Source organism: Ruegeria sp. BC5 (genome assembly GCF_056539205.1).
This window is the reverse complement of the sequence record NZ_JBQFUN010000010.1, coordinates 1-20,780: the sequence shown is the minus strand read 5'-3', so window position 1 is coordinate 20,780 and position 20,780 is coordinate 1. Positions and strand designations below refer to the sequence as shown.

Here is a 20,780-nt window from a genome sequence, read left to right as displayed (position 1 = left end):
CCCCGAAATATCGGAGGCGTTTCTAACTTTTCGAAGATGTCGCGCTTAGCCGCGTTCTTCGATGATCTCAACCAGATGCGGGATCTTGTTGACCATGCCGCGGACCGAAGGAGTATCCTCCAGCTCACGGGTCTTGTGCATCTTGTTCAGGCCCAGACCGATCAGGGTCGCGCGCTGTTCAGCGGGGCGGCGGATCGGGGAACCGATCTGCTTGACGACGATGGTTTTTGCCATGGGTCGCTCTCCTTATGCTTCTGCTTCAGCAGCAGCCGGTGCTTCGTCCCGCTTGGGCAGGATGTCAGCAACCTTTTTGCCACGACGCTGTGCAACCGAACGCGGGCTCTGCTCTTTCTGCAGGCCGTTGATGGTGGCGCGGATCATGTTGTACGGGTTCTGCGAGCCCAGCGACTTGGACACAACGTCCTTGACGCCCAGCATTTCGAACACGGCACGCATCGGACCACCGGCGATGATACCAGTACCTTCAGGTGCGGTACGCATTACCACTTTACCGGCGCCGTGACGGCCTTCGATGTCGTGGTGCAGGGTCCGACCTTCGCGCAGTTGCACGCGGATCATCTGACGCTTGGCTTGCTCGGTCGCCTTACGGATGGCTTCAGGTACTTCTTTCGCTTTACCTTTGCCAAAGCCGACGCGGCCTTTCTGATCGCCGACAACCACCAGAGCGGCGAAGCCAAAGCGCTTACCACCTTTTACGGTTTTCGACACACGGTTGATCGCAACAAGACGATCGGCGAATTCCGGTGCTTCGTCGCGGTCACGACCACGGCCCCGGCGGTTTTCACGTTCTGCCATTTTGGCATCCCTTCTCTCACATGGCGCAATCGGCGCCGTTTGTTCAATCCAAGTGAGCCCCGACTGTTGCCGAGGCCCCCGGATCATCGGGGCAGCCGCAAAGCTGCCCGCAAGTCTTAGATCTTCAGGCCGCCTTCACGCGCAGCGTCGGCCAGAGCCTTCACTTTGCCGTGGAACAGGAAGCCGCCACGATCGAAATAGGCCTCTTCGACGCCTGCCTTCTTGGCACGCTCGGCGATGGCCGCGCCCACTTTGGTGGCCGCTTCGACGTTGTTCTTGCCAACGACACCCAGATCTTTTTCCAGGGTCGAGGCCGAGGCCAGGGTCACGCCGCGCACGTCGTCGATCAGCTGAACAGAGATGTTCTTGTTCGAACGGTGTACGGACAGACGCGGACGACCCGCGTTGACCTTGCGAAGTTTGTTCCGAACGCGCAGGCGGCGCTTCAGAAACAGGGTTCTTTTGCTGTTTGCCATAGTTTGCGTCCTTACTTCTTCTTGCCTTCTTTGCGGAAGATGAACTCGCCCTTATAGCGGATGCCCTTGCCTTTGTACGGCTCGGGACGGCGCCATTCGCGGATTTTGGCCGCGACTTCGCCCACCTGCTGCTGGTCGATACCTTCCACAACGATCTCGGTCTGCTTCGGTGCGGTGATGGTGACACCTTCCGGAGCGGTGAAATCAACGTCGTGGCTGTAGCCCAGGTTCAGCTTCAGGGTGTTGCCCTGCATCTGCGCCCGGTAACCAACACCCTGGATCTCCAGCTCTTTTTTGAAGCCCTGGGTCACACCGGTTACCAGGTTGGCAACCATGGTGCGGCTCATGCCCCACTGCTGGCGGGCACGCTTGGACATGCCACGGGGGTTGATTTGCACAACATTGTCTTCGACCGACAGCGTTACGTCATCGGTTGCGGTGAAGCTGCGGGTGCCTTTCGGACCTTTCACTTCGATGGTCTGGCCGGACACAGTGGCGGTAACGCCGCTGGGCAGCTCGACCGGTTTTTTACCAATACGAGACATTGACAGACCTCCTTAGAAGACGGTGCAGAGCACTTCGCCGCCAACATTGTTGGAGCGAGCGTTTGCGTCCGACATCACACCTTTCGGAGTGCTGACAATCGACACGCCCAGACCCTGACGGACCTGTGGGATGTCATTGACGCCCATGTATACGCGGCGACCGGGCTTCGAGACCCGCTTCAGCTCGCGAATAACAGGGGTGCCTTCGTAGTATTTCAGGCTGATTTCGATGGCCGGATGACCGTTTTCACCGGTCGTCGCTTCGTAGCCACGGATATAACCTTCGTCCGCCAGCACGTCCAGAACCCAACCGCGCAGCTTGGAAGCCGGGGTGGAAACGGTGGACTTGCCGCGCATTTGCGCGTTGCGGATACGGGTGAGCATATCGCCGATAGGATCATTCATATCTATGTCTCCCTTACCAGCTCGATTTCACCATGCCGGGGATCTGACCAGCAGAACCCAGCTCGCGCAGCGCAATACGGCTGACCTTCAGCTTACGGTAGTAAGCATGAGGACGACCGGTCAGCTGACAGCGGTTGTGCAAACGAGTAGCCGAGCTGTTGCGCGGCAGTTTCGCCAGTTTCAGACGCGCTTTGAAACGCTCTTCCATCGGCTTGCTCTCGTCATTCGCGATTTCTTTCAGCTCGGCACGCTTTGCGGCATATTTGGCCACCAGGCGTTCGCGCTTCTTTTCGCGTTCGATCATTGCTTTTTTAGCCATGTCTTAATCCTCCCGGCGCTTATGCGTTGAAGGGCATGTTGAATGCTTTCAACAGTGCCTTTGCTTCAGCGTCGGTTTTCGCTGTGGTGGCAATTACGATGTCCATGCCCCAGACTTCGTCGACTTTGTCGAAGTCGATTTCGGGGAACACGATGTGCTCTTTCATGCCCATGGCAAAGTTGCCCTGACCATCGAAAGACGGCTTAACACCGCGGAAGTCACGAACGCGCGGCATCGCGATGGTGATCAGACGATCCAGGAATTCGTACATCCGGTCACCGCGCAGGGTCACTTTCGCACCCAGCGGCATGTCTTCACGGACGCGGAAACCCGCGATCGACTTTTTCGCCTTGGTTGCAACGGCCTGCTGACCGGCAATCGCAGTCAGATCCTCGACAGCCGCTTTGGCTTTCTTGGAATCTTTGACAGCTTCTGCACCACAGCCGATGTTCAGAACGATTTTTTCCAGCTTGGGCAGCTGCATGTCGTTCTTGTAACCGAACTCTTCTTTCAGAGCGGGGCGGATGGTTTCAGCGTACTGAGCCTTCAGACGCGGAGTATAGGTTGCGTTATCAAGCATCGATCACGTCCCCTGTGGTCTTGGCGAAGCGAACCTTCTTGTCACCTTCCATGCGGAAGCCAACGCGGGTGGCTTTGCCGTTTGCGTCCAGCAGTGCCAGGTTCGACAGCTCGATCGGGTTTGCCTGGGGCAAACGGCCGCCTTGGCTGTTCTGGGTCTGGCGGGTGTGGCGGATGGCGATGTTGATGCCGTCGACAACAGCTTTACCGGCTTTCGGGTCAACCGAGGTAATCGTTCCCTCTTTGCCCTTGTCCTTGCCGGCCAGCACGACGACCTTGTCGCCTTTGCGGAGTTTAGCAGCCATGATTACAGCACCTCCGGAGCCAGCGAGATGATTTTCATGAAGTTCTTGCCACGCAGTTCGCGAACAACGGGGCCAAAGATACGGGTACCTACGGGCTCGTTGTTGTTGTTCAGGATGACGGCGGCGTTGCGATCGAAACGGATCGCGGTGCCGTCTTCGCGACGGACTTCTTTGGCGGTGCGCACGACGACGGCCTTACGGACGTCACCTTTCTTTACGCGGCCGCGTGGGATGGCTTCCTTCACCGAGACGACAATGATGTCGCCGACGGAGGCGTATTTACGCTTGGAACCACCCAGGACCTTGATGCACTGAACTCGGCGTGCGCCGGAGTTGTCAGCGACATCCAGATTGGTCTGCATCTGGATCATGTGGTTTCTCCCGACCTGTGGGGGCTGGTCTCGTTAGATCCCCCAGGGTTTCGACAAATGGAAAAATCCCGGAAGCTTACGCCTCCAGAACTTCCCAACGTTTCGTCTTCGATTTCGGCGCGCATTCGATGATGCGTACAGAGTCGCCGACCTTGAAGGCGTTCTTTTCATCGTGAGCCCGGTATTTCTTGGACTTACGGATGGTTTTCTTCAGAACCGGATGCGTAAAGCGGCGCTCGACGGAAACGGTTACGGTCTGTTCGTTGGCGTCGCTGGTTACGGTGCCGGACAGGATACGCTTGGGCATAGGATTACTCCTCCGATGCCGCGGCAGCGGCCTTTTCGTTCAGAATGGTTTTGACGCGGGCAGCATTGCGGCGGGCCGCTTTGATGCCGGCAGTGTTTTCCAGCTGACCGGTTGCCTGTTGAAAGCGCAGGTTAAAGCTTTCTTTCTTCAGGTTGGCCAGTTCCTCGCGGAGCTGGTCCGGGGTCTTGTCACGCAGTTCTTGGGCGTTCATCGCCTTTTTCCTTTGCTCAAAACACCAGAAGGCCCCGTATCAGGGTCACCTTTGACCTGGTGGATGAATGATAGACATACGAATCCCCCGACTCAGCCGGGGGAACGCAAGATGCCGCTCTATAGGGGGTTAGCGGGTAGGTAGCAAGGGAAAGTTTAGGAATCCTCTGCCTACACTAACAGGCTAGTCGCTGCTTACTTCACCAAGCCTAGATGTCGTACGATAGTGGCGCTGTCATAATAGTCTCGTCCTTCAACAACCATGCCACCTATTACCCGCATTACTGAGCAATAGCGCACTTCGTATCGCTTTCCGGTTGGTTCGAAATCACCGAGGCTTGAATGCAGAACACCAGTGTGGGTTCCGGTATTGTGGAACTCTACGATCGCCCATTCACCGCACTCGCTGACGATCACATTATCCACGATGCATTCTCCATCCGGGAATGCCTTTCGCCAACGCTCGTAATCCTCTTTATAGGCCAGCTTGCCAAGTTGCTTTTCCTCACGAGCAACATCTTCGAACTGACAATCTTCGGCAATCACCTCGGCCCCGCGATCAGGATCCCGCATCCCCCAACTTTCATGGAATTGGCGAACCACCCGTTCAGTTTCTTTCATACTGGATACCTCTGTGATCCATGGAACATACAGGATTGTATATGAGTTGGCTTCAGGTTTTCTCACATTGAGTTTGACGAATTCATCCGGAGAAGTTTCGTAACACTATCCAGAATTTTTTGTATTTTGGTTGGAAACGCAAAACGCGGCCTCGTTTGCACGAGACCGCGTCTTCAACTGTCTAAGTCTGAGTGACTTACGCCAGAGCGATGTTCACAGCTGCCTCACGACCGTCACGGCCGGGCTCGATGTCGAATGTTACTTTCTGGTCGTCGGCCAGGCCAGTCAGACCCGAGCGCTCAACAGCCGAGATGTGCACAAACACATCTTTGCCACCGGTCTCCGGTGCGATGAAGCCAAAACCTTTAGTTGCGTTGAACCATTTTACGGTGCCATTGGCCATATCCGTATTCTCCTATTAAATTGCTGTCCGCGGGATTGCGACAGCGCGGCGTGGTCGGTCTGGATCGAGAGACTGAACGCCAAAATTCAGGAGACAGTGGTCGAAAAAGAAAAACGTAAGCGTGCCTCACATGGGTCATGGCGGAGCATATTGCAAGGTTTTTCGGCAACGCGAGGTGAAACGTGATTGGCAGGAACACCGCCTGTTCGCCGCGCAATTGCTCTGCTGCTCCAATTCCCGTACGGGGAACCGGGGCTCATTCCCACTTGTAGTTAAAGCTAACACTAATCCGCTCTTCCTCGGCCATGTTCATCGGCACCTCGTGGCGCAGCCAGCTTTCCCACAGCAGGACATCGCCCACCTGCGGCTTCATATAGATGAACGGTTGTAAGTCCCGCCGTCCATCTTTTAAACGCGTAGGTGCCGCCATCATGCGGCCCGAGCGGGGGTCTTCCAGCTTCAACGCGCTGGCCCCTTCGGGCATCGCCACATAAGTGGTGCCCGAAATCACACTGTGTGGGTGCAGGTGGCTGGAGTGCATCCCGCCCTCGGGCAGGATGTTGATCCACAGATCCTCGAGCTTCAACTCACCTTCGCCCAGATCAAACTCGAGATCCTTGGCAAAAGCCGCGACGTGGATGTCCAGAGCCTTGACCAAATCGGCAAAGATCGGGAACCGCCACGGCAGATCGGTCAGCGAGGCATAGCTGGTGTAACCAGGATAGCCGTTCTCCTCACACCATTCCTGCCCGGCCTCATCATCCTCGGCAATGACAAGGCAAGAGTTTTCCAGCTCTTCTGGGTCGATCTTGGGACCAAACTCGGACAAAGCTGCGCGATAAAGACGGGTAACGAAGAGTGATTCAATCTGGGCCATAAGCTGGGCATAGCCCAAGCTCTGATCCAAGGCCAGCCCCAGCCAACCCTTAGTTTTTGATTGGCCCCGAGCCGCAGCGCGGGATCGGACGCCCGCCATCCGCGTAGGCCAGACACATAACAATCTCATCCGGTTTCGGCGCGTCGGGAATGCTCAGCGTCATGGTATCGAAATGGTCAAAGGACCACGGATTGTCCTTGTGTCCGAGGGGCAGATCAATCGCACATCCCGGTGCCCCAAGTTTGGCATTCGACGGGATGACGGCTTCACCTCCACCTGCTGATGCGCGCATTGGAGCGCCGAGTTTCGGATGGATCAATGCGCCACCTTGTTCGAGATCGCCATTCGCACCCACAATCGCTGCTTTACCGTAGGAAATCGGGGCACGGTCGAGTTGAGAAACAGCCTCGGCCGCTAGGTCTGCCCCAAGCATTCCTCCAATTTCAAACAGCTCGGACAAGTCTTCCGAGAATTTACCGGCCAGCGGGTTTTGTATGACAGCCAAAGCTGCAACTCTGCAGACTGGAGCGCATGGTTGCCCAAACTGGTCGGTGGTTATGACCTCTTTGACAAAAACCTTCTTGCGTAGCTGAAACATACAACCCTCCCATTCACTCTGGGCAGATTATGGGGGCTATGGGCAAAGGTCGACTTTTTTCACTCATCAGTGGGATGGGTCGCAAAAGACTAACACAATACCCCCTGCCGGTGTCCTGACAGGGGCAATCTTGTCACGAACGAGTGGTCCCCAGTCACTTACCAGTCTTAGGGAACCTAAACACAGGTCTTGATCGGCAGCTTTATAGTGATCCGACTTGAGCTTGCATGCCCAGCGATCGACTGAAACTCTACCCAGACGTACTTTGACCGGCTTTGCAGTGACCGGAGTATCTTGGAAGATGCGGATCCAGACACGCCCTATTTCTTCAGCAAATCGGGCCAGAACTCGTTTGCTTTTTCAATATTGGCATCAATATCGCTGGCCCAGATGCGCCGCACCTGCGGGCTGTAATTCAGATACAGTTTTTCGTCCCAGATGCGCCATGCGAACGGGTCGACATCGGCCACCGCATTCTGGCTGGCCGCATAGGCGCAATATCCGCCATATTGAGGAGCATACTTCGCCGGGTCAGACAGAAAAGCCTGGCGGTTTTCATCATTCAGAAACACCCAGGTGGCGCCATTGTGCTGAGCCATGATCTCAGGATCGCCCTTTTGCGGATCACCGCCTTGCCAATAAGTCATGACGTCATATCCGTTCATCGCAAGCTTGTTGAAATACCCTAGATTCACCTCGGGCGACGCGGCCCAAGTTTTTGCGGGGGCGACCACGGTACCAACGGCCATCAGAAACAACAGAACGAAATGGCGGAGGATAAAACTTGGCATCAGTATCCTACTCGATGGCAGAGAGGGTTCGTCCGAATTTAGCCACGCCTGTCTGCCGATTGCCAGTCACGAGTCGGTAAACCGGCATGTGGCCATTGAAAGTTTAAATCCCAAAACCTGCGTCTGACATCGAGAACGCAAAACCCCCGCCGGTATCCCGACGGGGGTCAATCTTTTAGCGAACGGGGTAGCCCCCCAATCGCTTACCAGTCTTCGCGAACCACGACGCGAGTCTTGATCGGCAGCTTCATCGCGGCCAGGCGCAGGGCCTCGCGGGCGATGTCGTCATTGACGCCGTCGATCTCGAACATCACGCGGCCAGGCTTGACTTTGCATGCCCAGCGGTCGACCGAACCTTTACCTTTACCCATACGAACTTCGATCGGCTTTGCAGTGACCGGAGTGTCGGGGAAGATGCGGATCCAGACACGACCCTGACGCTTCATGTGACGCGTCATGGCACGACGTGCAGCTTCGATCTGGCGTGCAGTTACACGCTCAGGCTCAAGAGCTTTCAGGCCGTAGGTGCCAAAGTTCAGATCAGAGCCGCCCTTGGCGAGACCCTTGATCCGGCCTTTGTGCATCTTGCGGAATTTAGTACGCTTTGGTTGAAGCATATCTTTCCCTCCTTAGCGACGACCGCCACCAGCACCACGAGGTGCAGGGCCGTCCTGGAGTTCCTGTGCTTTACGGTCACGTGCCTGCGGATCGTGCTCCATGATCTCACCTTTGAAGATCCAGACCTTGATCCCGATGATCCCGTAGGGGGTCATCGCTTCGGCATGTGCGTAATCGATGTCGGCACGCAGGGTGTGCAGAGGCACGCGGCCTTCGCGGTACCACTCGGTCCGTGCGATTTCGGCACCGCCCAGACGGCCAGCGACGTTCACCCGGATACCCAGGGCGCCCATGCGCATGGCGTTCTGAACCGACCGCTTCATCGCGCGGCGGAACGAGACGCGGCGCTCCAGCTGCTGAGCGATGGACTCGGCAACCAGCTGCGCGTCAAGCTCGGGCTTGCGCACTTCGACGATGTTCAGGTGCAGTTCGCTGTCGGTCATACGAGCAAGCTTTTTGCGCAGAACTTCGATGTCTGCACCTTTCTTGCCGATGATGACACCGGGACGTGCAGTGTGGATCGTAACGCGGCACTTCTTGTGCGGACGTTCGATGATCACACGGGCAACACCGGCCTGCTTGCACTCTTTGTTGATGAACTCACGGATCTTGAGGTCTTCCAGCAGAAGATCACCGTAGTCCTTGGTGTCGGCGTACCAGCGGCTGTCCCAGGTGCGGTTGACCTGCAGGCGCATGCCGATCGGATTTACTTTATGACCCATTAGGCTTGCTCCTCAACTTGACGCACCTTGATGGTGATCTCCGAGAACGGCTTCATGATCTTGCCGAAACGGCCACGGGCACGCGGACGACCGCGCTTCATGACCAGGTTCTTGCCAACCCATGCTTCGGCAACGATCAGCTCGTCGACGTCCAGGTTGTGGTTGTTTTCGGCATTCGCGATTGCGGACTGCAGGCACTTCTTGACGTCCTGCGCGACACGCTTGTTCGAGAAAGTCAGGTCGGTCAGAGCCTTCTCAACTTTCTTGCCGCGGATCATTTGCGCAACCAGGTTCAGTTTCTGCGGGCTGGTGCGAAGCATGCGCGTTTTCGCCATTGCTTCGTTTTCAGCCACGCGGCGGGGGTTCTTTTCCTTGCCCATGACTTACTTCCGCTTCGCTTTTTTGTCTGCGGCGTGACCGTAATAGGTACGAGTCGGCGAGTATTCACCGAACTTCTGACCGATCATGTCTTCCGAGACGTTTACCGGGATATGCTTCTGGCCGTTGTACACACCAAAGGTCAGACCCACGAACTGGGGCAGAATGGTGGAACGACGCGACCAGATTTTGATGACTTCGTTGCGGCCCGACTCGCGCGCTGCTTCGGCTTTTTTCAGCACGTAAGCATCGACGAAAGGACCCTTCCAAACAGAGCGAGACATAGATTAACGTCCCTTCTTCTTGGCGTGCCGCGAGCGGATGATCAGCTTCTGGGACGCTTTGTTCTTGTTGCGGGTACGCTTACCCTTGGTGTCCTTACCCCACGGAGTAACCGGCGTACGGCCACCCGAGGTACGACCTTCACCACCACCGTGCGGGTGATCGATCGGGTTCATTGCAACACCACGAACCGACGGACGAACGCCCTTGTGGCGCATACGACCGGCTTTACCGAGGTTCTGGTTGCTGTTGTCGGGGTTGGACACGGCACCGACGGTGGCCATGCATTCTTGACGGACCATGCGCAGCTCGCCCGAGCTCAGACGGATCTGAGCATAGCCGCCATCGCGGCCAACGAACTGAGCGTAAGTACCGGCCGCGCGTGCGATCTGACCGCCTTTGCCAGGCTTCATCTCGATGTTGTGGACGATAGTACCGATGGGCATGCCCGAGAACGGCATTGCGTTGCCCGGCTTGATGTCGGCCTTGGCGGATGCCACGACTTTGTCACCAACAGCCAGACGCTGCGGAGCCAGGATATATGCCTGCTCGCCGTCTTCGTATTTTACCAGTGCGATGAATGCGGTCCGGTTCGGGTCATATTCGATCCGTTCGACGGTTGCCGCGACATCAAATTTATTCCGTTTGAAGTCAACGATCCGGTAGAGACGCTTTGCGCCACCGCCGCGGCGGCGTGAAGTGATCCGTCCGGTGTTGTTCCGGCCGCCCGATTTGGTCAAACCCTCTGTGAGAGACTTGACCGGACGTCCTTTCCAAAGCTCCGAACGGTCGATCAGCACCAGCCCGCGCTGGCCCGGCGTCGTCGGCTTGTACGACTTAAGTGCCATGCTTTCTGTCTTCCGTTTAGCAAGTGCAGGGAATTCCCCCGCTATGTGATAGGCCCCCGTAGGTGCCAAGGGTATAGGGCCCCGAAGGTCCCCGGTTACAAATATCAGAGGCCCCGGAACGAATCCGAGGCCGCAAGATTGGGTGCATTTAGCAGTGTTGGGGGTGGGTGTCTATAGCGGGCGCTGGATTTTTGCGCCCCAGCAAAATCCGATTGCGCGGGTGAACGAAGCGTCGAATTACTCCACTATAAGTTTTGGATGACTTAGTTTCAGAAAATGCCGAGACAACTGGTTACCCAACACCAACTCAGCCCTCCTGATTGTCCTCCGCTTTCAATTCTCGCACAATGCGGAAACCGACCCATGGCCCCCAATAGTCTTCGGGATGGCCTACACGCCGAGCTGGGCGAGCCAATTCTACTGATGCTCCGTACGAGCCCCCCTTTCCAACGCGCCTACACCCAAGCGGACGATACGAGGCAGCGAGGTAGCGAGCCGAAGAGGCAAAGCCGAGATGCCCTTCGCTCCAACACGATCTTGTCGTTTCAGATACGTTTCCAGACATATGACGCAACCCCCAAGAATTTGCAGCATCCAACTCATCCACTGTAACAGGCCGTTTTTCATTCCCGGGGTCTCTTTTCCACACGCTCCTGCCACCTTCGATTTCTCGCCAATAGATAGAAAAGTTGGCTTGTTCCCGTGTCAGTGAATCACCTTGTGCAAAGATCGTTTTTGCTCCTGCCCGGGCAGCGTATTCCCATTCTACTTCAGTAGGGAGGCGATAGACCTTGGCACCCACCTTGTCATTTAGCCATGCTAAGTAGTCTTGCATTTCGGTGTAGGTGACAGCAGTGATCGGGCTGCGGGGATGGTCTTGGTAGGGGCCGTTTCTAAGTCGAAAGCGTATACGTGCGTCGGCCTCATCTGCGCACCTTCTCTCAGCGACGCAGGCGGCCCACTCCTCTCGAGTAACTTCGGTAAGACCCATTGCGATAGGAACATCAATTGTAACGTCGTGTTTTGGGGTCTCGCTGACGAATGTGTCATAGGGGTCTGGGACTTCATCGGGATCAATGTTTAGACCAATCTTGAAACGACGATGCGCTTCCCTCGCCTCTTTTTCAGTTGATCCGAACGAAAAATACCCCTTAGGCAAAACAACCATTGATGGACATGCTTCGCATTCCTGAAACGTATCAAGATCTGAAACCACTTGGCTTTTGGAGATAAAATAGCTCTCCTCAGCGAAAATCGGAGAAACATGAAAGAGCGCAATGAAACTCACCGGCAAAAACAAAATTCTGAAGAGGCTCATCCTGCTCAATCTCTATCAAGTCATTTATGAACGCACAGCTAAAGAATTTAAGCAGCTTTGAGCTTTGATCGAAGGGCCACTGCACTCGAAAAAAACGAAAATGCACGTTATCCCAAAAATAAAACCCCCAACTTTAGCGGGGACATTTATCTCTCTCCAAAGACGGGTCCGATCAGAGACCGGTGGACACGTCGATGGTGTTACCCTCTTCCAGGGTCACATTTGCTTTTTGACGTCTTTCCGACAGCCCAGCTGGCCGTGGAACTTACCGCTCACCCATACAGCGCGCGGGCCTCGGCGAAGGACAGCAGACGGCGGCTTTTCTCATCCCACAGGTGCAGGCGCGCGTTGGCGAGGCTCTCTCGGATGGTCATCTGGTTGCTGTTGGCCAGCTCATCATGATCGCGCAGCACTTCGGTCAGGCGATAGAACGGAATGCGGCTGTAGAGGTGGTGCACGTGGTGGATGCCGATATTGGCGCTGAACCACTGCAATACGGATGGCAGGATGTAATGAGAGCTTCCGTGCAGGGCAGCCTCGTGCAGCTGCCAATCCTTATCGGGATCCCATTGCGTCTCTTCGAATTGGTGCTGGACGTAGAACAGCCAGACGCCGGCCGCCGCGGCAATCAGGGTCGAGGGCAGGAAAATCAGCAACATCGGCATCATGCCGCCAAAATAGTAGATGGCCCCTAACACGATCAGAATGGCCAGATTTGTGACCATCGCGCTGACCCAGAATTTCGGAATACCCGTCAGGCCAAGCGGCAGCCGGTTCTGAAACAGGAACAGATACCCGGGACCAAAGCCAAACAGGGTAATCGGGTGCCGATACACCCGATACCAAAAACGGTTCATCGACGTCATCGCACGGTATTCGGCCACCGTCAGCGTGTGGATGTCACCCATCCCCCGCTTGTCCAGATTGCCCGAAGAATTGTGGTGCGTGGAATGCGTACGGCGCCAGACATCATAGGGCGTCAGGGTCAGCACTCCGATCACCCGCCCGACCCAGTCACTGACCGTTCGGTTCGTGAAGAAAGCCCCGTGCCCGCAATCGTGCTGAATGGCAAACAGGCGCAACAGGAATGCCGCGTTGAGGACTGAGACTGCAAAAGCAAGCCAATAGCTGACGGACAGGAACATCCACGACACTGCCCACAATGCGATGAATGGGATGATGCTGACGCCAAGCTCGAACCAACTGCGCAACTGGTTCGGTTCGCGATATTTGGCAAGCGTCGTCACCCAGTCACGCGCGGCGGTCACATCCGGCTTTGCCGAGGTCGATAGATTGGTTTCCGTCATGTGCCTGCCAAATCATTTTCTTTCAGCACACCGGATAGACGACCACACCGACATAGCAACCTGATTCTGGACCAATCGCGATGTTTGGCGTTCAATTTATGGTGCTGCCGCTCAAAAAAGGCCTCCGAAGTCACGGGGGCCTTGTTCGATTGTCCGATGTCGGGTCAGACTTAGGCAAGTGAAATCGTCAATGGCGTCATCCGTTCCACCTACATATGTGTTTTTTGACGCCAGCCCGACGACTCGGTCGACCGTAATATTAGCCGTCCGCCTTCATCTCGGTTGCAATTATGATGCTGATCGGCCCGGTCGAGAAGGGCCCCACACCGAACTCCATGTGGTCAATCTCGCCCTCTGCCGTGAAGGCCACCCAATCGCCCGCGTAATATTCGATGGCGCTGCCCAGCGGGTGCTCGCCCTGATGGGTCAGAGTCGCCTTCAAGGTCACGGGTTTGGTCACGCCGTGGATGGTCAGGTCACCGGTCACATCTGCCGTGGTGTCTCCGGTCCGCGCGATCCCGGTGCTGACAAAGGTGATCTCGGGGTAGGTTTCGACCTCAAAGAAATCCGCCGACTTCAGGTGGTCGTCCAGCGGGCCAAATCCCGACGACAGGCTGTTTGTGTCAATTGTCACGTTCAGGGTCGATGCCTCGACATCATCCGCGTTCAGGTCCAGCACGCCTTCGGCCTTGGTGAACTCGGCATGCTGGTTGGACACGCCTGCATGGCTCCAGCCAAAGCGCACCTCTGTATGCCCCTGGTCGGTTTTGTAAGTCTGCGCAAAGGCCGGGGTGACGGCGACAGCTACTGCAACGGCTGCGATCATAGATTTGAAAGTCATCGTGATGTTCCTTTCATCTGCAATGGGGCTGGTTTTTAGATGAATTTTCATCTAGTTGAATTTGCAGCCAACAGCAATAAGATTTGGAGCAAACACAAAGTTGTGAAGAAAGATCTGCCAACCCCATTGGAAACAGACATCTGGGTGGCCATGAACCGGACAACCCGGCTTATCCAGTCAGAAATCAGTGCAGCCTTGAAAGATGCGGGCCTGCCGCCTCTGAAATGGTATGACTTGCTATGGTCGCTTGAGCGGCACGGAGGAAGGCTGCGCCCTTTTGAACTTGCTCAAGACACCATTTTTGAGCAGTCGAACCTGTCTCATCTCAGCAGACGGATGGTTTCTGAGGGGCTAATCGAATTCGTATCTTATGCCGGAGACAGGCGCGGTAAAATGCTGCAGATTACAGACAAGGGCAAAGAGCTGCGTAAACGTATGTGGAAAATCTACGGACCGCTGCTGCATGAAAAGATGCGCGCACTTGGCGGTGCCGAGGGTTGGCAGGCGTTCCTTGCGTCCGCAGGACGTCAGGCGGATTGAACGAAACATCAAAGACCCAGATCGACGATCACCCCAATGACCGCCTGCGACACAGTGGTTCAGATTCAACCGCAATGCGCTGCTTTAGTTTGATATGGCCCAACACCTCGCGAAAAGCGCGGTGCCTGGGTTTCCCCTCAAGATAATCCGCCAGCTTGAGCAGGTTGATCGGATGCTTCACAATCAGCGCTTCGACCCTCTGCACTGCGTCATCCAACTCGTAATGGTCGATAAACTGACAGGCCACCTGGGTCGGCGTTAGCAGGCAAAAATCCTGCGGCCGTTTGTCGGTATAGCGGATGATATCGAAGGGCGACGCCCCAAGGGCGTGGAACTTGGGGATGTACACGCGCATATCAGCCTGCGGATGTTCTAGTACCGTGCCCGAGATCTGACAAAACCCCAGCGGCCCAAGCTTGCCGAAAACATGTCTCCGCATCGCCGGAGAAACCATGTCGACATCCGCCCTGTCATATTTCAGATCATCGAATACGGACAAAAGCCCAAGATTTTCATCAGCGATCTGAAAGTATGGCTCGGCGCTGAAAGCCCGCATCTGCACCAGTACCTGATTGCGTTTGGCTTCAGTTTGGGAGCCTGAAACCGCGTCACCGGCAGGGTCCACTGACCCCGCAAAAAGCCGCAGTAAGCGCTGGGTAACGAACCCCTGCTTGCGCGCAAAACGGTCCGAATTCACAGAGATTGATTTGTTTGCTCCACGTTTGTTCATTTGACCGTACCTATAATTTCCGAAGCATTCGGCGCATCAGTCAAAACGCTTGGGCGTACCACCCCGCTTGGGCGTACCACCCCATAGTCACCGCCCAATCAACAGAATGATCTTCAACCTTTTGCCCCGTTTACTACTGAAGATAACGCAGTCCGCTCCCCTGTCACGGGTTAGCGGCGAAAGAACGCCGGTAACAAAACGCTAACGGCTTGCCGTCAGACACCCGTTCCTGCCTTGGACATGGCAGCTTCCTGACCCAAACGTAAAAAGGCTCCGCCCACCATTCGGGGGCGAAGCCTGATCATGTTCTCACCGCTTGGTGTAACCGGATCAGAGACCGGTCGACACGTCGATGGTGTTACCCTCTTCCAGGGTTACATATGCTTTTTTGACGTCTTTCCGCTTGCCCAACTGGCCACGGAACCGCTTGACCTTGCCTTTGGTGATGGTGGTGTTCACCGCCTTCACCTTGACACCAAACAGCGATTCAACCGCTTCTTTGATCTGCGGTTTGTTGCTGTCGATCGCCACTTCAAAGACAATCGCGCCGTTCTCGGACGCCATGGTCGACTTTTCGGTGATGATCGGCTTGCGGATCACGTCGTAGTGTTCTGCCTTCGCGCTCATTTCAGACGAGCCTCCAGTGCTTCGACAGCCGCTTTGGTGAGCACCAGGGTGTCACGCTTGAGGATGTCATAAACGTTTGCACCCATCGACGGCAGGATATCCAGACCTTCGATGTTGCGCGACGCCTTCAGGAAACCTTCGTTCACGGTCGCACCGTCGATGACCAGAGCGCGTTTCCAGCCCAGGTTTGCAACCTGTTTGGCCAGAGCGGCGGTCTTGCCTTCAGCTTCGGCGTTCTCGATCACAACCAGCTCACCTGCTTTGGCTTTGGCCGACAGAGCGTGGCGCAGGCCAAGCTTGCGGAACTTCTTCGGCAGGTCGTGGCCGTGCGAACGAGGGGTCGGGCCTTTGTAGATACCACCCTTGCGGAAGATCGGCGCGTTGCGGTCACCGTGACGAGCGCCACCGGTGCCCTTCTGGCGATAGATCTTCTTGGTCGAGTAGCTGGTTTCCGAGCGGGTCTTCACCTTGTGGGTGCCGGCCTGCGCGTTGTTGCGCTGCCAACGGACCACACGGTGCAGGATGTCCGCGCGCGGCTCCAGGCCGAACAGGTCTGCATCCAGCTCGATGTTGCCGGCTTTGCCGCCGTCCAGTTTGATTACATCAAGTTTCATGCTTCACCACCTTCCGCGGGTGCTTCTTCCGCAGGTGCTTCGGTTGCAGCCGATTTCACAGCAGCCGGGAAAGGCAGTCCTTCCGGTGCTTTCTTCTTGACGGCGTCCTTGACGGTGACCCAGCCCGATTTCGGTCCGGGAACGGCGCCTTTGATGAAGACCAGACCACGGTCGGCGTCGGTTTTGACGACTTCCAGGTTCTGGGTGGTAACACGGGCAGCACCCATGTGACCGGCCATCTTCTTGCCTTTGAACACCTTGCCCGGGTCCTGACACTGACCAGTCGAACCGTGCGAACGGTGGCTGATCGAAACACCGTGCGAGGCGCGCAGACCACCGAAGTTGTGGCGCTTCATCGCACCGGCAAAGCCTTTACCGATCGAGGTACCCGAAACGTCAACCTTCTGACCTTCCAGGAAGTGTTCTGCCGAAATCTCAGCACCCACTTCAATCAGGCCATCTTCGGAGACGCGGAACTCGGCCAGCTTGCGCTTGGGCTCGACCTTTGCAGCGGCATAGTGACCGCGCATGGCCTTCGAGGTGCGTTTTGCCTTGGCCGCACCGGCGCCCAGCTGAACGGCGGTGTAGCCGTCTTTGTCAGCCGTACGCTGTGCAACGACCTGCAGGTTGTCCAGGTGAAGAACGGTTACAGGAATCTGTTTGCCGTCTTCCATGAACAGGCGGGTCATGCCAACTTTTTTTGCGATAATACCAGAGCGCATAATCTATACCCTCCGATCTTACGACTGCAGCTTGATCTCGACGTCCACACCAGCAGCGAGGTCGAGCTTCATCAGCGCGTCAACGGTCTGGGGGGTCGGATCAACGATGTCGAGCAAACGCTTGTGCGTACGGATCTCGAACTGGTCGCGGGATTTCTTGTCAACGTGAGGGCCACGGAGAACCGTGAACTTCTCGATCTTGTTCGGCAGCGGGATCGGGCCACGCACGTTCGCGCCGGTCCGCTTGGCAGTGTTGACGATCTCTTGCGTGCTGGCATCCAGAACGCGATAGTCAAATGCCTTCAGCCGAATACGGATATTTTGGCTTTGCATAATAACAGCCTTTTATCAGGCGTTGAGGTTGAGAGGAGGACAAGCGCGCATCGCCAACCCTCTTCGAACCCAAAAGGCGGGAATCACCCCGCCTTAACGTTCTTGTTGAGAACTCGCGCGAAATACAGGGGTGTAGGGGGTTTGGCAAGGGCGATTTAAAAGCTCATTGAAAAAGTAATTGAGCTAAGGCTCAGAGCTTCGCGTTTCTAAGTCCAAGATTAGGTCACTTACTTTACGGTCTCTGAATTGCTCAGGGTGCTTTCGTGATGTCGATACACATCACCAAGAATTGCTGCTGGACATTGTAGAGAAAAATCTTCCAAAACATCTCTACAATAGGCAGACGCACGCAGAAGGAAAACCAACTCGCTTTCGTCTACGAACGGCTCATCTTCCGGAATCCGTTTTCCCTCATACTTGGACCAAGTAAGATTCGAGAACACTGGCAGAACACCAAGCGATGAAGGAACAAAACGATCAATGCATGCTCTCTGATCAAGCTGCGAAACTTCGGTATCAACAACCAATACGAACCCTCGCACCTCATTCTTCTCGTTCGCGCCCCAAGCTGCAAAGCATCCAGCACCTTGAACAGACAATCCTGAAGACAGTAACCGTCGAATCTCCGGTTTTGCGTTTGAGATATCAATATCAATGTCACGGCCAATATAGACTTTGGTCGCATTTCTTGCCTTTTCGTCTTTCAATCGACCAAACAACAGCGCATAGTTTGTTTCCGGTCCGATACTGCCTTTAGGCAGAAACCAGTTGCCCGGAGATCCAGGTAACGAGATTTGTGTTTTTGCATGCTCCCCCAGAAATTTGAGCATTGATGCCGAATGGAATCCTAGCTCAGCAGGAACGTCCCCAACTGCTTCAAATGCAATTCCATCGGGCCAATGAGTCAACGTCATGAGGTCCGCGTTTTCACGGATGTATCGATTTGTCGGAACAACTAAATCCGAGGATTCTTGGCCACTCACTGATGTTGCGAGGAATACCAAGCAAACAAGGTTCCTGAGTACTGTCATTCTATGAAACCCTCGGCAGAACGCGTGCAATATTTCCGCACAATACCGTGATGTCAAACCATTCAGACCGGGCTTTAGAACCAGTGGTTCCCCGAAAACACGCAAGCGCAAACTTGGACACAGAACACCGCGCGGACGCCGCAACGAAAGCTTCACCTCTCTGACGCTGCGCCCTAGGAGGAGCCGCTAACCCTCAGGCGGTCGGATCGTCACATATCGTGGCACAATGACCTTGTCGTAAAACAAAAAAAACAACGGCGTCAGTACCATCGACAGCGCTACGACAATAATCAGCGTGTTTGCGAGATCAGCGCTCAGCACATGGGTTGCGACCGAGAAGGACAACAGCACAAACCCGAACTCTCCGGCCTGTGCCATTCCCAGCGCAAACAGCCAATTATTTGCACCGGACACGCCGAACAATCGGCCCAGAGCAAAGAGGATCACCGCCTTTATAGCCATCACCCCAAAGGTCAGCGAGACAACCAGGCCTACATTTTCGACCATCAATCTGAAGTTCACCGAGGCTCCTACGCTGACAAAAAACAACCCAAGAAACAGCCCCTTGAACGGAGTGATCTCTTTTTCCAGCGCATTGCGATATTCGCTGTTGGCCAACACCACCCCGGCGATGAACGCCCCCAGAGCCGGTGTCAGACCAACGGCCATCATCAACACGGCCACACCGACCACAAGGGTCAGGGCCATGGCTGTGAACAGCTCAGGCAATTTAGCGGATTCGACATATCGGAACACTGGCCCGGTCAGATAAGCACCGCCAACAATCACCAGAATGATCGAACCAAGTGTGACAAGCGCCCTCAGCCATCCCGGCATGCCTTGCACAAGATTCAGTGAAAGCCCGGTGCTTGTCGTGGGCCCGTGACTGACGGCCCCGCCCCCCATCGCGGCAAGCTCCGGCACCACCAGCAACGGCAGAAGCGCCAGAATTGGGATCACCACAATGTCCTGCATCAACAGAACCGAAAAGCTGGATTGCCCTCCGGTTCCCATCAGCAGCCCTTTTTCATGCAGTGTTTGCAACACGATAGCCGTGGACGACAGTGAAAATATCAACCCGATGGTCAAGGCCGACTGCCACGGCTGCCCGAGCGCCATCGCCAACCCCATTACGGCAAGAGAGGTACAAACCAGTTGCAAACCACCCAACCCCAAAAGCCTTTTACGCAAATCCCAAAGTTTCTTTGGCGCCAGTTCCAGACCAATCAGAAACAGCATCATGACAACGCCAAATTCGGCAAACCGCTCAAGACTGCCGACATCAACACTCAGCACCGACAAGACAGGGCCAAGCAGCATTCCGGCAATCAGGAAACCCAGAACCGACCCAAGGCCAAGCCATACGGCGACCGGAACAATAGCAATGCCCGTCCCGAGAAGAATGAAAGATAGAAAAAGATAGTTTTCCATATAGGTTCAAATATTGCTTGTGGAATTCTCTTACACAAGCTGCACATTTTTGCGCGCCTAGGAACTGATACATCCAAACAAAAAAAGGGCGTCCCTTGGGACGCCCTTTCTTTTGGTAATCGCGTAAGCGCCTTACTCGATGATTTTCGACACAACGCCGGCGCCGACGGTGCGGCCGCCTTCGCGGATGGCGAAACGCAGGCCGTCTTCCATCGCGATCGGGGCGATCAGCTCGACGGTGAAGCCGACGTTGTCGCCGGGCATGACCATCTCGGTGCCTTCGGCCAGGGTCACGGTGCCGGTCACGTCCGTTGTACGGAAGTAGAACTGCGGACGGTAGTTCGCGAAGAACGGAGTGTGACGACCGCCTTCTTCCTTGGTCAGGATATAGGCTTCGGCTTCGAACTTGGTGTGCGGTGTAACCGAACCCGGCTTACACAGAACCTGGCCACGCTCAACGCCGTCACGGTCGATACCGCGCAGCAGGGCGCCGATGTTGTCGCCCGCTTCACCGCGGTCCAGCAGCTTGCGGAACATTTCAACGCCGGTGCAGGTGGTTTTCTGAGTGTCGCGGATGCCGACGATTTCGATCTCGTCGCCAACATTGATCACGCCACGCTCAACACGACCGGTCACAACGGTACCGCGGCCCGAGATCGAGAACACGTCTTCGACCGGCATCAGGAACGGCTTGTCAACTTCACGCTCAGGGGTGTCGATGTAGTCATCAACAGCCGCCATCAGTTCCTTGATCTTCTCTTCGCCGATTTCCGGGTTGTTGCCTTCCATCGCGGCCAGAGCCGAACCTGCGATGA

General features: G+C 55.7%; 33 protein-coding genes and 2 pseudogenes. 1 reads left to right on the top strand and 34 read right to left on the bottom strand.

Annotation, left to right across the window (positions count from 1 at the left end; all coding sequences use genetic code 11):
• Nucleotides 1-45: 45 nt before the first annotated feature.
• From rpmD to ACR0LY_RS18030, 26 genes and pseudogenes are all read right to left on the bottom strand, one after another.
• Nucleotides 46-234, bottom strand: a complete 189-nt coding sequence (gene rpmD / locus ACR0LY_RS18155; protein ID WP_008757946.1) for a 50S ribosomal protein L30 — start codon at nt 232-234, stop codon at nt 46-48.
• Between the two features lie 12 nt (nt 235-246).
• A complete protein-coding gene (gene rpsE, locus ACR0LY_RS18150; RefSeq protein ID WP_058283505.1) occupies nt 247-816 on the bottom strand; it encodes a 30S ribosomal protein S5 in 570 nt (189 codons plus the stop codon).
• A 116-nt stretch (nt 817-932) separates the two neighbouring features.
• Complete coding sequence (gene rplR / locus ACR0LY_RS18145) at nt 933-1,292, bottom strand: 50S ribosomal protein L18 (RefSeq protein WP_058283506.1); 360 nt, start codon at nt 1,290-1,292, stop codon at nt 933-935.
• Between the two features lie 11 nt (nt 1,293-1,303).
• Nucleotides 1,304-1,837 carry a 50S ribosomal protein L6 gene (rplF, locus tag ACR0LY_RS18140; protein WP_170351676.1) on the bottom strand — a complete coding sequence of 178 codons (534 nt, stop codon included), beginning with the start codon at nt 1,835-1,837 and terminating at the stop codon, nt 1,304-1,306.
• A gap of 12 nt (nt 1,838-1,849) precedes the next feature.
• Complete coding sequence (rpsH, locus tag ACR0LY_RS18135; RefSeq protein ID WP_010437099.1) at nt 1,850-2,242, bottom strand: 30S ribosomal protein S8; 393 nt, start codon at nt 2,240-2,242, stop codon at nt 1,850-1,852.
• 13 nt (nt 2,243-2,255) lie between these two features.
• Nucleotides 2,256-2,561, bottom strand: a complete 306-nt coding sequence (gene rpsN, locus ACR0LY_RS18130) for a 30S ribosomal protein S14 (RefSeq protein WP_010437098.1) — start codon at nt 2,559-2,561, stop codon at nt 2,256-2,258.
• A 19-nt stretch (nt 2,562-2,580) separates the two neighbouring features.
• On the bottom strand, nt 2,581-3,141 hold the full coding sequence (gene rplE / locus ACR0LY_RS18125) for a 50S ribosomal protein L5 (protein WP_170351677.1): 561 nt from the start codon (nt 3,139-3,141) through the stop codon (nt 2,581-2,583).
• A complete protein-coding gene (gene rplX / locus ACR0LY_RS18120; protein WP_008755589.1) occupies nt 3,134-3,445 on the bottom strand; it encodes a 50S ribosomal protein L24 in 312 nt (103 codons plus the stop codon). The genes rplE and rplX overlap by 8 nt, the downstream gene beginning before the upstream one ends.
• A gap of 2 nt (nt 3,446-3,447) precedes the next feature.
• Complete coding sequence (rplN, locus tag ACR0LY_RS18115; RefSeq protein ID WP_008757934.1) at nt 3,448-3,816, bottom strand: 50S ribosomal protein L14; 369 nt, start codon at nt 3,814-3,816, stop codon at nt 3,448-3,450.
• 76 nt (nt 3,817-3,892) lie between these two features.
• Complete coding sequence (rpsQ, locus tag ACR0LY_RS18110; protein ID WP_170351678.1) at nt 3,893-4,123, bottom strand: 30S ribosomal protein S17; 231 nt, start codon at nt 4,121-4,123, stop codon at nt 3,893-3,895.
• A 4-nt stretch (nt 4,124-4,127) separates the two neighbouring features.
• Nucleotides 4,128-4,334, bottom strand: a complete 207-nt coding sequence (rpmC, locus tag ACR0LY_RS18105) for a 50S ribosomal protein L29 (RefSeq protein ID WP_010437082.1) — start codon at nt 4,332-4,334, stop codon at nt 4,128-4,130.
• A gap of 194 nt (nt 4,335-4,528) precedes the next feature.
• Nucleotides 4,529-4,954 (bottom strand): ester cyclase, encoded by a 426-nt coding sequence (locus ACR0LY_RS18100; protein WP_058283509.1) that lies wholly within the window; start codon nt 4,952-4,954, stop codon nt 4,529-4,531.
• Between the two features lie 196 nt (nt 4,955-5,150).
• Nucleotides 5,151-5,357, bottom strand: a complete 207-nt coding sequence (locus ACR0LY_RS18095) for a cold-shock protein (RefSeq protein WP_170351679.1) — start codon at nt 5,355-5,357, stop codon at nt 5,151-5,153.
• A 256-nt stretch (nt 5,358-5,613) separates the two neighbouring features.
• Nucleotides 5,614-6,234: a 2OG-Fe(II) oxygenase family protein gene (locus ACR0LY_RS18090; RefSeq protein ID WP_170351700.1), complete on the bottom strand. Its 621-nt coding sequence runs from the start codon at nt 6,232-6,234 to the stop codon at nt 5,614-5,616.
• 49 nt (nt 6,235-6,283) lie between these two features.
• On the bottom strand, nt 6,284-6,832 hold the full coding sequence (locus ACR0LY_RS18085; RefSeq protein WP_170351680.1) for an amino acid synthesis family protein: 549 nt from the start codon (nt 6,830-6,832) through the stop codon (nt 6,284-6,286).
• A gap of 216 nt (nt 6,833-7,048) precedes the next feature.
• Nucleotides 7,049-7,156: pseudogene (gene rplP, locus ACR0LY_RS18080) on the bottom strand (50S ribosomal protein L16); the annotation flags it as partial.
• Nucleotides 7,153-7,497, bottom strand: coding sequence for a YHS domain-containing (seleno)protein (locus tag ACR0LY_RS18075; RefSeq protein ID WP_480567458.1), 345 nt, complete (start codon nt 7,495-7,497; stop codon nt 7,153-7,155). The pseudogene rplP (ACR0LY_RS18080) and the gene ACR0LY_RS18075, both read right to left, overlap by 4 nt.
• 329 nt (nt 7,498-7,826) lie before the next feature.
• A complete protein-coding gene (rplP, locus tag ACR0LY_RS18070; protein WP_058283513.1) occupies nt 7,827-8,240 on the bottom strand; it encodes a 50S ribosomal protein L16 in 414 nt (137 codons plus the stop codon).
• Nucleotides 8,241-8,252: 12 nt separating this feature from the next.
• A complete protein-coding gene (gene rpsC, locus ACR0LY_RS18065; protein WP_008758042.1) occupies nt 8,253-8,963 on the bottom strand; it encodes a 30S ribosomal protein S3 in 711 nt (236 codons plus the stop codon).
• Entirely contained in the window at nt 8,963-9,343 is a 381-nt protein-coding gene (rplV, locus tag ACR0LY_RS18060) for a 50S ribosomal protein L22 (RefSeq protein WP_039538267.1), read from the bottom strand. Before rplV ends, rpsC begins: the two co-directional genes overlap by 1 nt.
• Nucleotides 9,344-9,346: 3 nt before the next feature.
• Nucleotides 9,347-9,625: a 30S ribosomal protein S19 gene (rpsS, locus tag ACR0LY_RS18055; RefSeq protein WP_005980699.1), complete on the bottom strand. Its 279-nt coding sequence runs from the start codon at nt 9,623-9,625 to the stop codon at nt 9,347-9,349.
• 3 nt (nt 9,626-9,628) lie between these two features.
• Nucleotides 9,629-10,471: a 50S ribosomal protein L2 gene (gene rplB, locus ACR0LY_RS18050; RefSeq protein ID WP_008757664.1), complete on the bottom strand. Its 843-nt coding sequence runs from the start codon at nt 10,469-10,471 to the stop codon at nt 9,629-9,631.
• Nucleotides 10,472-10,778: 307 nt separating this feature from the next.
• On the bottom strand, nt 10,779-11,789 hold the full coding sequence (locus tag ACR0LY_RS18045) for a formylglycine-generating enzyme family protein (RefSeq protein WP_170351682.1): 1,011 nt from the start codon (nt 11,787-11,789) through the stop codon (nt 10,779-10,781).
• A 172-nt stretch (nt 11,790-11,961) separates the two neighbouring features.
• Nucleotides 11,962-12,056 (bottom strand): annotated as a pseudogene (locus tag ACR0LY_RS18040) (50S ribosomal protein L23); the annotation flags it as partial.
• A 5-nt stretch (nt 12,057-12,061) separates the two neighbouring features.
• Nucleotides 12,062-13,096 (bottom strand): fatty acid desaturase, encoded by a 1,035-nt coding sequence (locus tag ACR0LY_RS18035; RefSeq protein WP_170351683.1) that lies wholly within the window; start codon nt 13,094-13,096, stop codon nt 12,062-12,064.
• A 259-nt stretch (nt 13,097-13,355) separates the two neighbouring features.
• Complete coding sequence (locus ACR0LY_RS18030) at nt 13,356-13,937, bottom strand: YceI family protein (RefSeq protein ID WP_170351684.1); 582 nt, start codon at nt 13,935-13,937, stop codon at nt 13,356-13,358.
• Nucleotides 13,938-14,087: 150 nt separating this feature from the next.
• Here ACR0LY_RS18030 and ACR0LY_RS18025 point away from each other — a divergent pair, with 150 nt between their 5' ends.
• Nucleotides 14,088-14,477, top strand: a complete 390-nt coding sequence (locus tag ACR0LY_RS18025; RefSeq protein ID WP_254437438.1) for a MarR family winged helix-turn-helix transcriptional regulator — start codon at nt 14,088-14,090, stop codon at nt 14,475-14,477.
• Between the two features lie 28 nt (nt 14,478-14,505).
• Here the strand turns inward: ACR0LY_RS18025 and ACR0LY_RS18020 are convergent, their stop codons facing one another.
• The 8 genes from ACR0LY_RS18020 to ACR0LY_RS17985 form a co-directional block, all read right to left on the bottom strand.
• Nucleotides 14,506-15,207 (bottom strand): hypothetical protein, encoded by a 702-nt coding sequence (locus tag ACR0LY_RS18020; protein ID WP_217360552.1) that lies wholly within the window; start codon nt 15,205-15,207, stop codon nt 14,506-14,508.
• 330 nt (nt 15,208-15,537) lie between these two features.
• On the bottom strand, nt 15,538-15,834 hold the full coding sequence (locus tag ACR0LY_RS18015; RefSeq protein WP_058272362.1) for a 50S ribosomal protein L23: 297 nt from the start codon (nt 15,832-15,834) through the stop codon (nt 15,538-15,540).
• Nucleotides 15,831-16,448 (bottom strand): 50S ribosomal protein L4, encoded by a 618-nt coding sequence (rplD, locus tag ACR0LY_RS18010; protein WP_170334382.1) that lies wholly within the window; start codon nt 16,446-16,448, stop codon nt 15,831-15,833. The genes ACR0LY_RS18015 and rplD overlap by 4 nt, the downstream gene beginning before the upstream one ends.
• Nucleotides 16,445-17,170 (bottom strand): 50S ribosomal protein L3, encoded by a 726-nt coding sequence (gene rplC, locus ACR0LY_RS18005; protein ID WP_170351686.1) that lies wholly within the window; start codon nt 17,168-17,170, stop codon nt 16,445-16,447. Before rplC ends, rplD begins: the two co-directional genes overlap by 4 nt.
• Nucleotides 17,171-17,188: 18 nt before the next feature.
• Nucleotides 17,189-17,503 (bottom strand): 30S ribosomal protein S10, encoded by a 315-nt coding sequence (gene rpsJ, locus ACR0LY_RS18000; RefSeq protein ID WP_008756422.1) that lies wholly within the window; start codon nt 17,501-17,503, stop codon nt 17,189-17,191.
• Between the two features lie 227 nt (nt 17,504-17,730).
• Nucleotides 17,731-18,417: a hypothetical protein gene (locus tag ACR0LY_RS17995; RefSeq protein WP_170351687.1), complete on the bottom strand. Its 687-nt coding sequence runs from the start codon at nt 18,415-18,417 to the stop codon at nt 17,731-17,733.
• A gap of 303 nt (nt 18,418-18,720) precedes the next feature.
• Nucleotides 18,721-19,965 carry a cation:proton antiporter domain-containing protein gene (locus ACR0LY_RS17990; protein ID WP_170351688.1) on the bottom strand — a complete coding sequence of 415 codons (1,245 nt, stop codon included), beginning with the start codon at nt 19,963-19,965 and terminating at the stop codon, nt 18,721-18,723.
• 132 nt (nt 19,966-20,097) lie between these two features.
• Nucleotides 20,098-20,780, bottom strand: a 683-nt coding sequence (locus tag ACR0LY_RS17985; RefSeq protein ID WP_480567416.1) for an EF-Tu C-terminal domain-related protein, incomplete at its 5' end; no start/stop codon positions are given.

Excerpts from the sequence above, each read along its gene's own strand:
- rpmD (WP_008757946.1), bottom strand. The coding sequence starts at position 234 with ATGGCAAAAACCATCGTCGTCAAGCAGATCGGTTCCCCGATCCGCCGC.
- rpsE (WP_058283505.1), bottom strand. The coding sequence starts at position 816 with ATGGCAGAACGTGAAAACCGCCGGGGCCGTGGTCGTGACCGCGACGAA.
- rplR (WP_058283506.1), bottom strand. The coding sequence starts at position 1,292 with ATGGCAAACAGCAAAAGAACCCTGTTTCTGAAGCGCCGCCTGCGCGTT.
- rplF (WP_170351676.1), bottom strand. The coding sequence starts at position 1,837 with ATGTCTCGTATTGGTAAAAAACCGGTCGAGCTGCCCAGCGGCGTTACC.
- rpsH (WP_010437099.1), bottom strand. The coding sequence starts at position 2,242 with ATGAATGATCCTATCGGCGATATGCTCACCCGTATCCGCAACGCGCAA.
- rpsN (WP_010437098.1), bottom strand. The coding sequence starts at position 2,561 with ATGGCTAAAAAAGCAATGATCGAACGCGAAAAGAAGCGCGAACGCCTG.
- rplE (WP_170351677.1), bottom strand. The coding sequence starts at position 3,141 with ATGCTTGATAACGCAACCTATACTCCGCGTCTGAAGGCTCAGTACGCT.
- rplX (WP_008755589.1), bottom strand. The coding sequence starts at position 3,445 with ATGGCTGCTAAACTCCGCAAAGGCGACAAGGTCGTCGTGCTGGCCGGC.
- rplN (WP_008757934.1), bottom strand. The coding sequence starts at position 3,816 with ATGATCCAGATGCAGACCAATCTGGATGTCGCTGACAACTCCGGCGCA.
- rpsQ (WP_170351678.1), bottom strand. The coding sequence starts at position 4,123 with ATGCCCAAGCGTATCCTGTCCGGCACCGTAACCAGCGACGCCAACGAA.
- rpmC (WP_010437082.1), bottom strand. The coding sequence starts at position 4,334 with ATGAACGCCCAAGAACTGCGTGACAAGACCCCGGACCAGCTCCGCGAG.
- ACR0LY_RS18100 (WP_058283509.1), bottom strand. The coding sequence starts at position 4,954 with ATGAAAGAAACTGAACGGGTGGTTCGCCAATTCCATGAAAGTTGGGGG.
- ACR0LY_RS18095 (WP_170351679.1), bottom strand. The coding sequence starts at position 5,357 with ATGGCCAATGGCACCGTAAAATGGTTCAACGCAACTAAAGGTTTTGGC.
- ACR0LY_RS18090 (WP_170351700.1), bottom strand. The coding sequence starts at position 6,234 with ATGGCCCAGATTGAATCACTCTTCGTTACCCGTCTTTATCGCGCAGCT.
- ACR0LY_RS18085 (WP_170351680.1), bottom strand. The coding sequence starts at position 6,832 with ATGTTTCAGCTACGCAAGAAGGTTTTTGTCAAAGAGGTCATAACCACC.
- ACR0LY_RS18075 (WP_480567458.1), bottom strand. The coding sequence starts at position 7,497 with ATGAACGGATATGACGTCATGACTTATTGGCAAGGCGGTGATCCGCAA.
- rplP (WP_058283513.1), bottom strand. The coding sequence starts at position 8,240 with ATGCTTCAACCAAAGCGTACTAAATTCCGCAAGATGCACAAAGGCCGG.
- rpsC (WP_008758042.1), bottom strand. The coding sequence starts at position 8,963 with ATGGGTCATAAAGTAAATCCGATCGGCATGCGCCTGCAGGTCAACCGC.
- rplV (WP_039538267.1), bottom strand. The coding sequence starts at position 9,343 with ATGGGCAAGGAAAAGAACCCCCGCCGCGTGGCTGAAAACGAAGCAATG.
- rpsS (WP_005980699.1), bottom strand. The coding sequence starts at position 9,625 with ATGTCTCGCTCTGTTTGGAAGGGTCCTTTCGTCGATGCTTACGTGCTG.
- rplB (WP_008757664.1), bottom strand. The coding sequence starts at position 10,471 with ATGGCACTTAAGTCGTACAAGCCGACGACGCCGGGCCAGCGCGGGCTG.
- ACR0LY_RS18045 (WP_170351682.1), bottom strand. The coding sequence starts at position 11,789 with ATGAGCCTCTTCAGAATTTTGTTTTTGCCGGTGAGTTTCATTGCGCTC.
- ACR0LY_RS18035 (WP_170351683.1), bottom strand. The coding sequence starts at position 13,096 with ATGACGGAAACCAATCTATCGACCTCGGCAAAGCCGGATGTGACCGCC.
- ACR0LY_RS18030 (WP_170351684.1), bottom strand. The coding sequence starts at position 13,937 with ATGACTTTCAAATCTATGATCGCAGCCGTTGCAGTAGCTGTCGCCGTC.
- ACR0LY_RS18025 (WP_254437438.1), top strand. The coding sequence starts at position 14,088 with ATGAACCGGACAACCCGGCTTATCCAGTCAGAAATCAGTGCAGCCTTG.
- ACR0LY_RS18020 (WP_217360552.1), bottom strand. The coding sequence starts at position 15,207 with ATGAACAAACGTGGAGCAAACAAATCAATCTCTGTGAATTCGGACCGT.
- ACR0LY_RS18015 (WP_058272362.1), bottom strand. The coding sequence starts at position 15,834 with ATGAGCGCGAAGGCAGAACACTACGACGTGATCCGCAAGCCGATCATC.
- rplD (WP_170334382.1), bottom strand. The coding sequence starts at position 16,448 with ATGAAACTTGATGTAATCAAACTGGACGGCGGCAAAGCCGGCAACATC.
- rplC (WP_170351686.1), bottom strand. The coding sequence starts at position 17,170 with ATGCGCTCTGGTATTATCGCAAAAAAAGTTGGCATGACCCGCCTGTTC.
- rpsJ (WP_008756422.1), bottom strand. The coding sequence starts at position 17,503 with ATGCAAAGCCAAAATATCCGTATTCGGCTGAAGGCATTTGACTATCGC.
- ACR0LY_RS17995 (WP_170351687.1), bottom strand. The coding sequence starts at position 18,417 with ATGACGTTGACTCATTGGCCCGATGGAATTGCATTTGAAGCAGTTGGG.
- ACR0LY_RS17990 (WP_170351688.1), bottom strand. The coding sequence starts at position 19,965 with ATGGAAAACTATCTTTTTCTATCTTTCATTCTTCTCGGGACGGGCATT.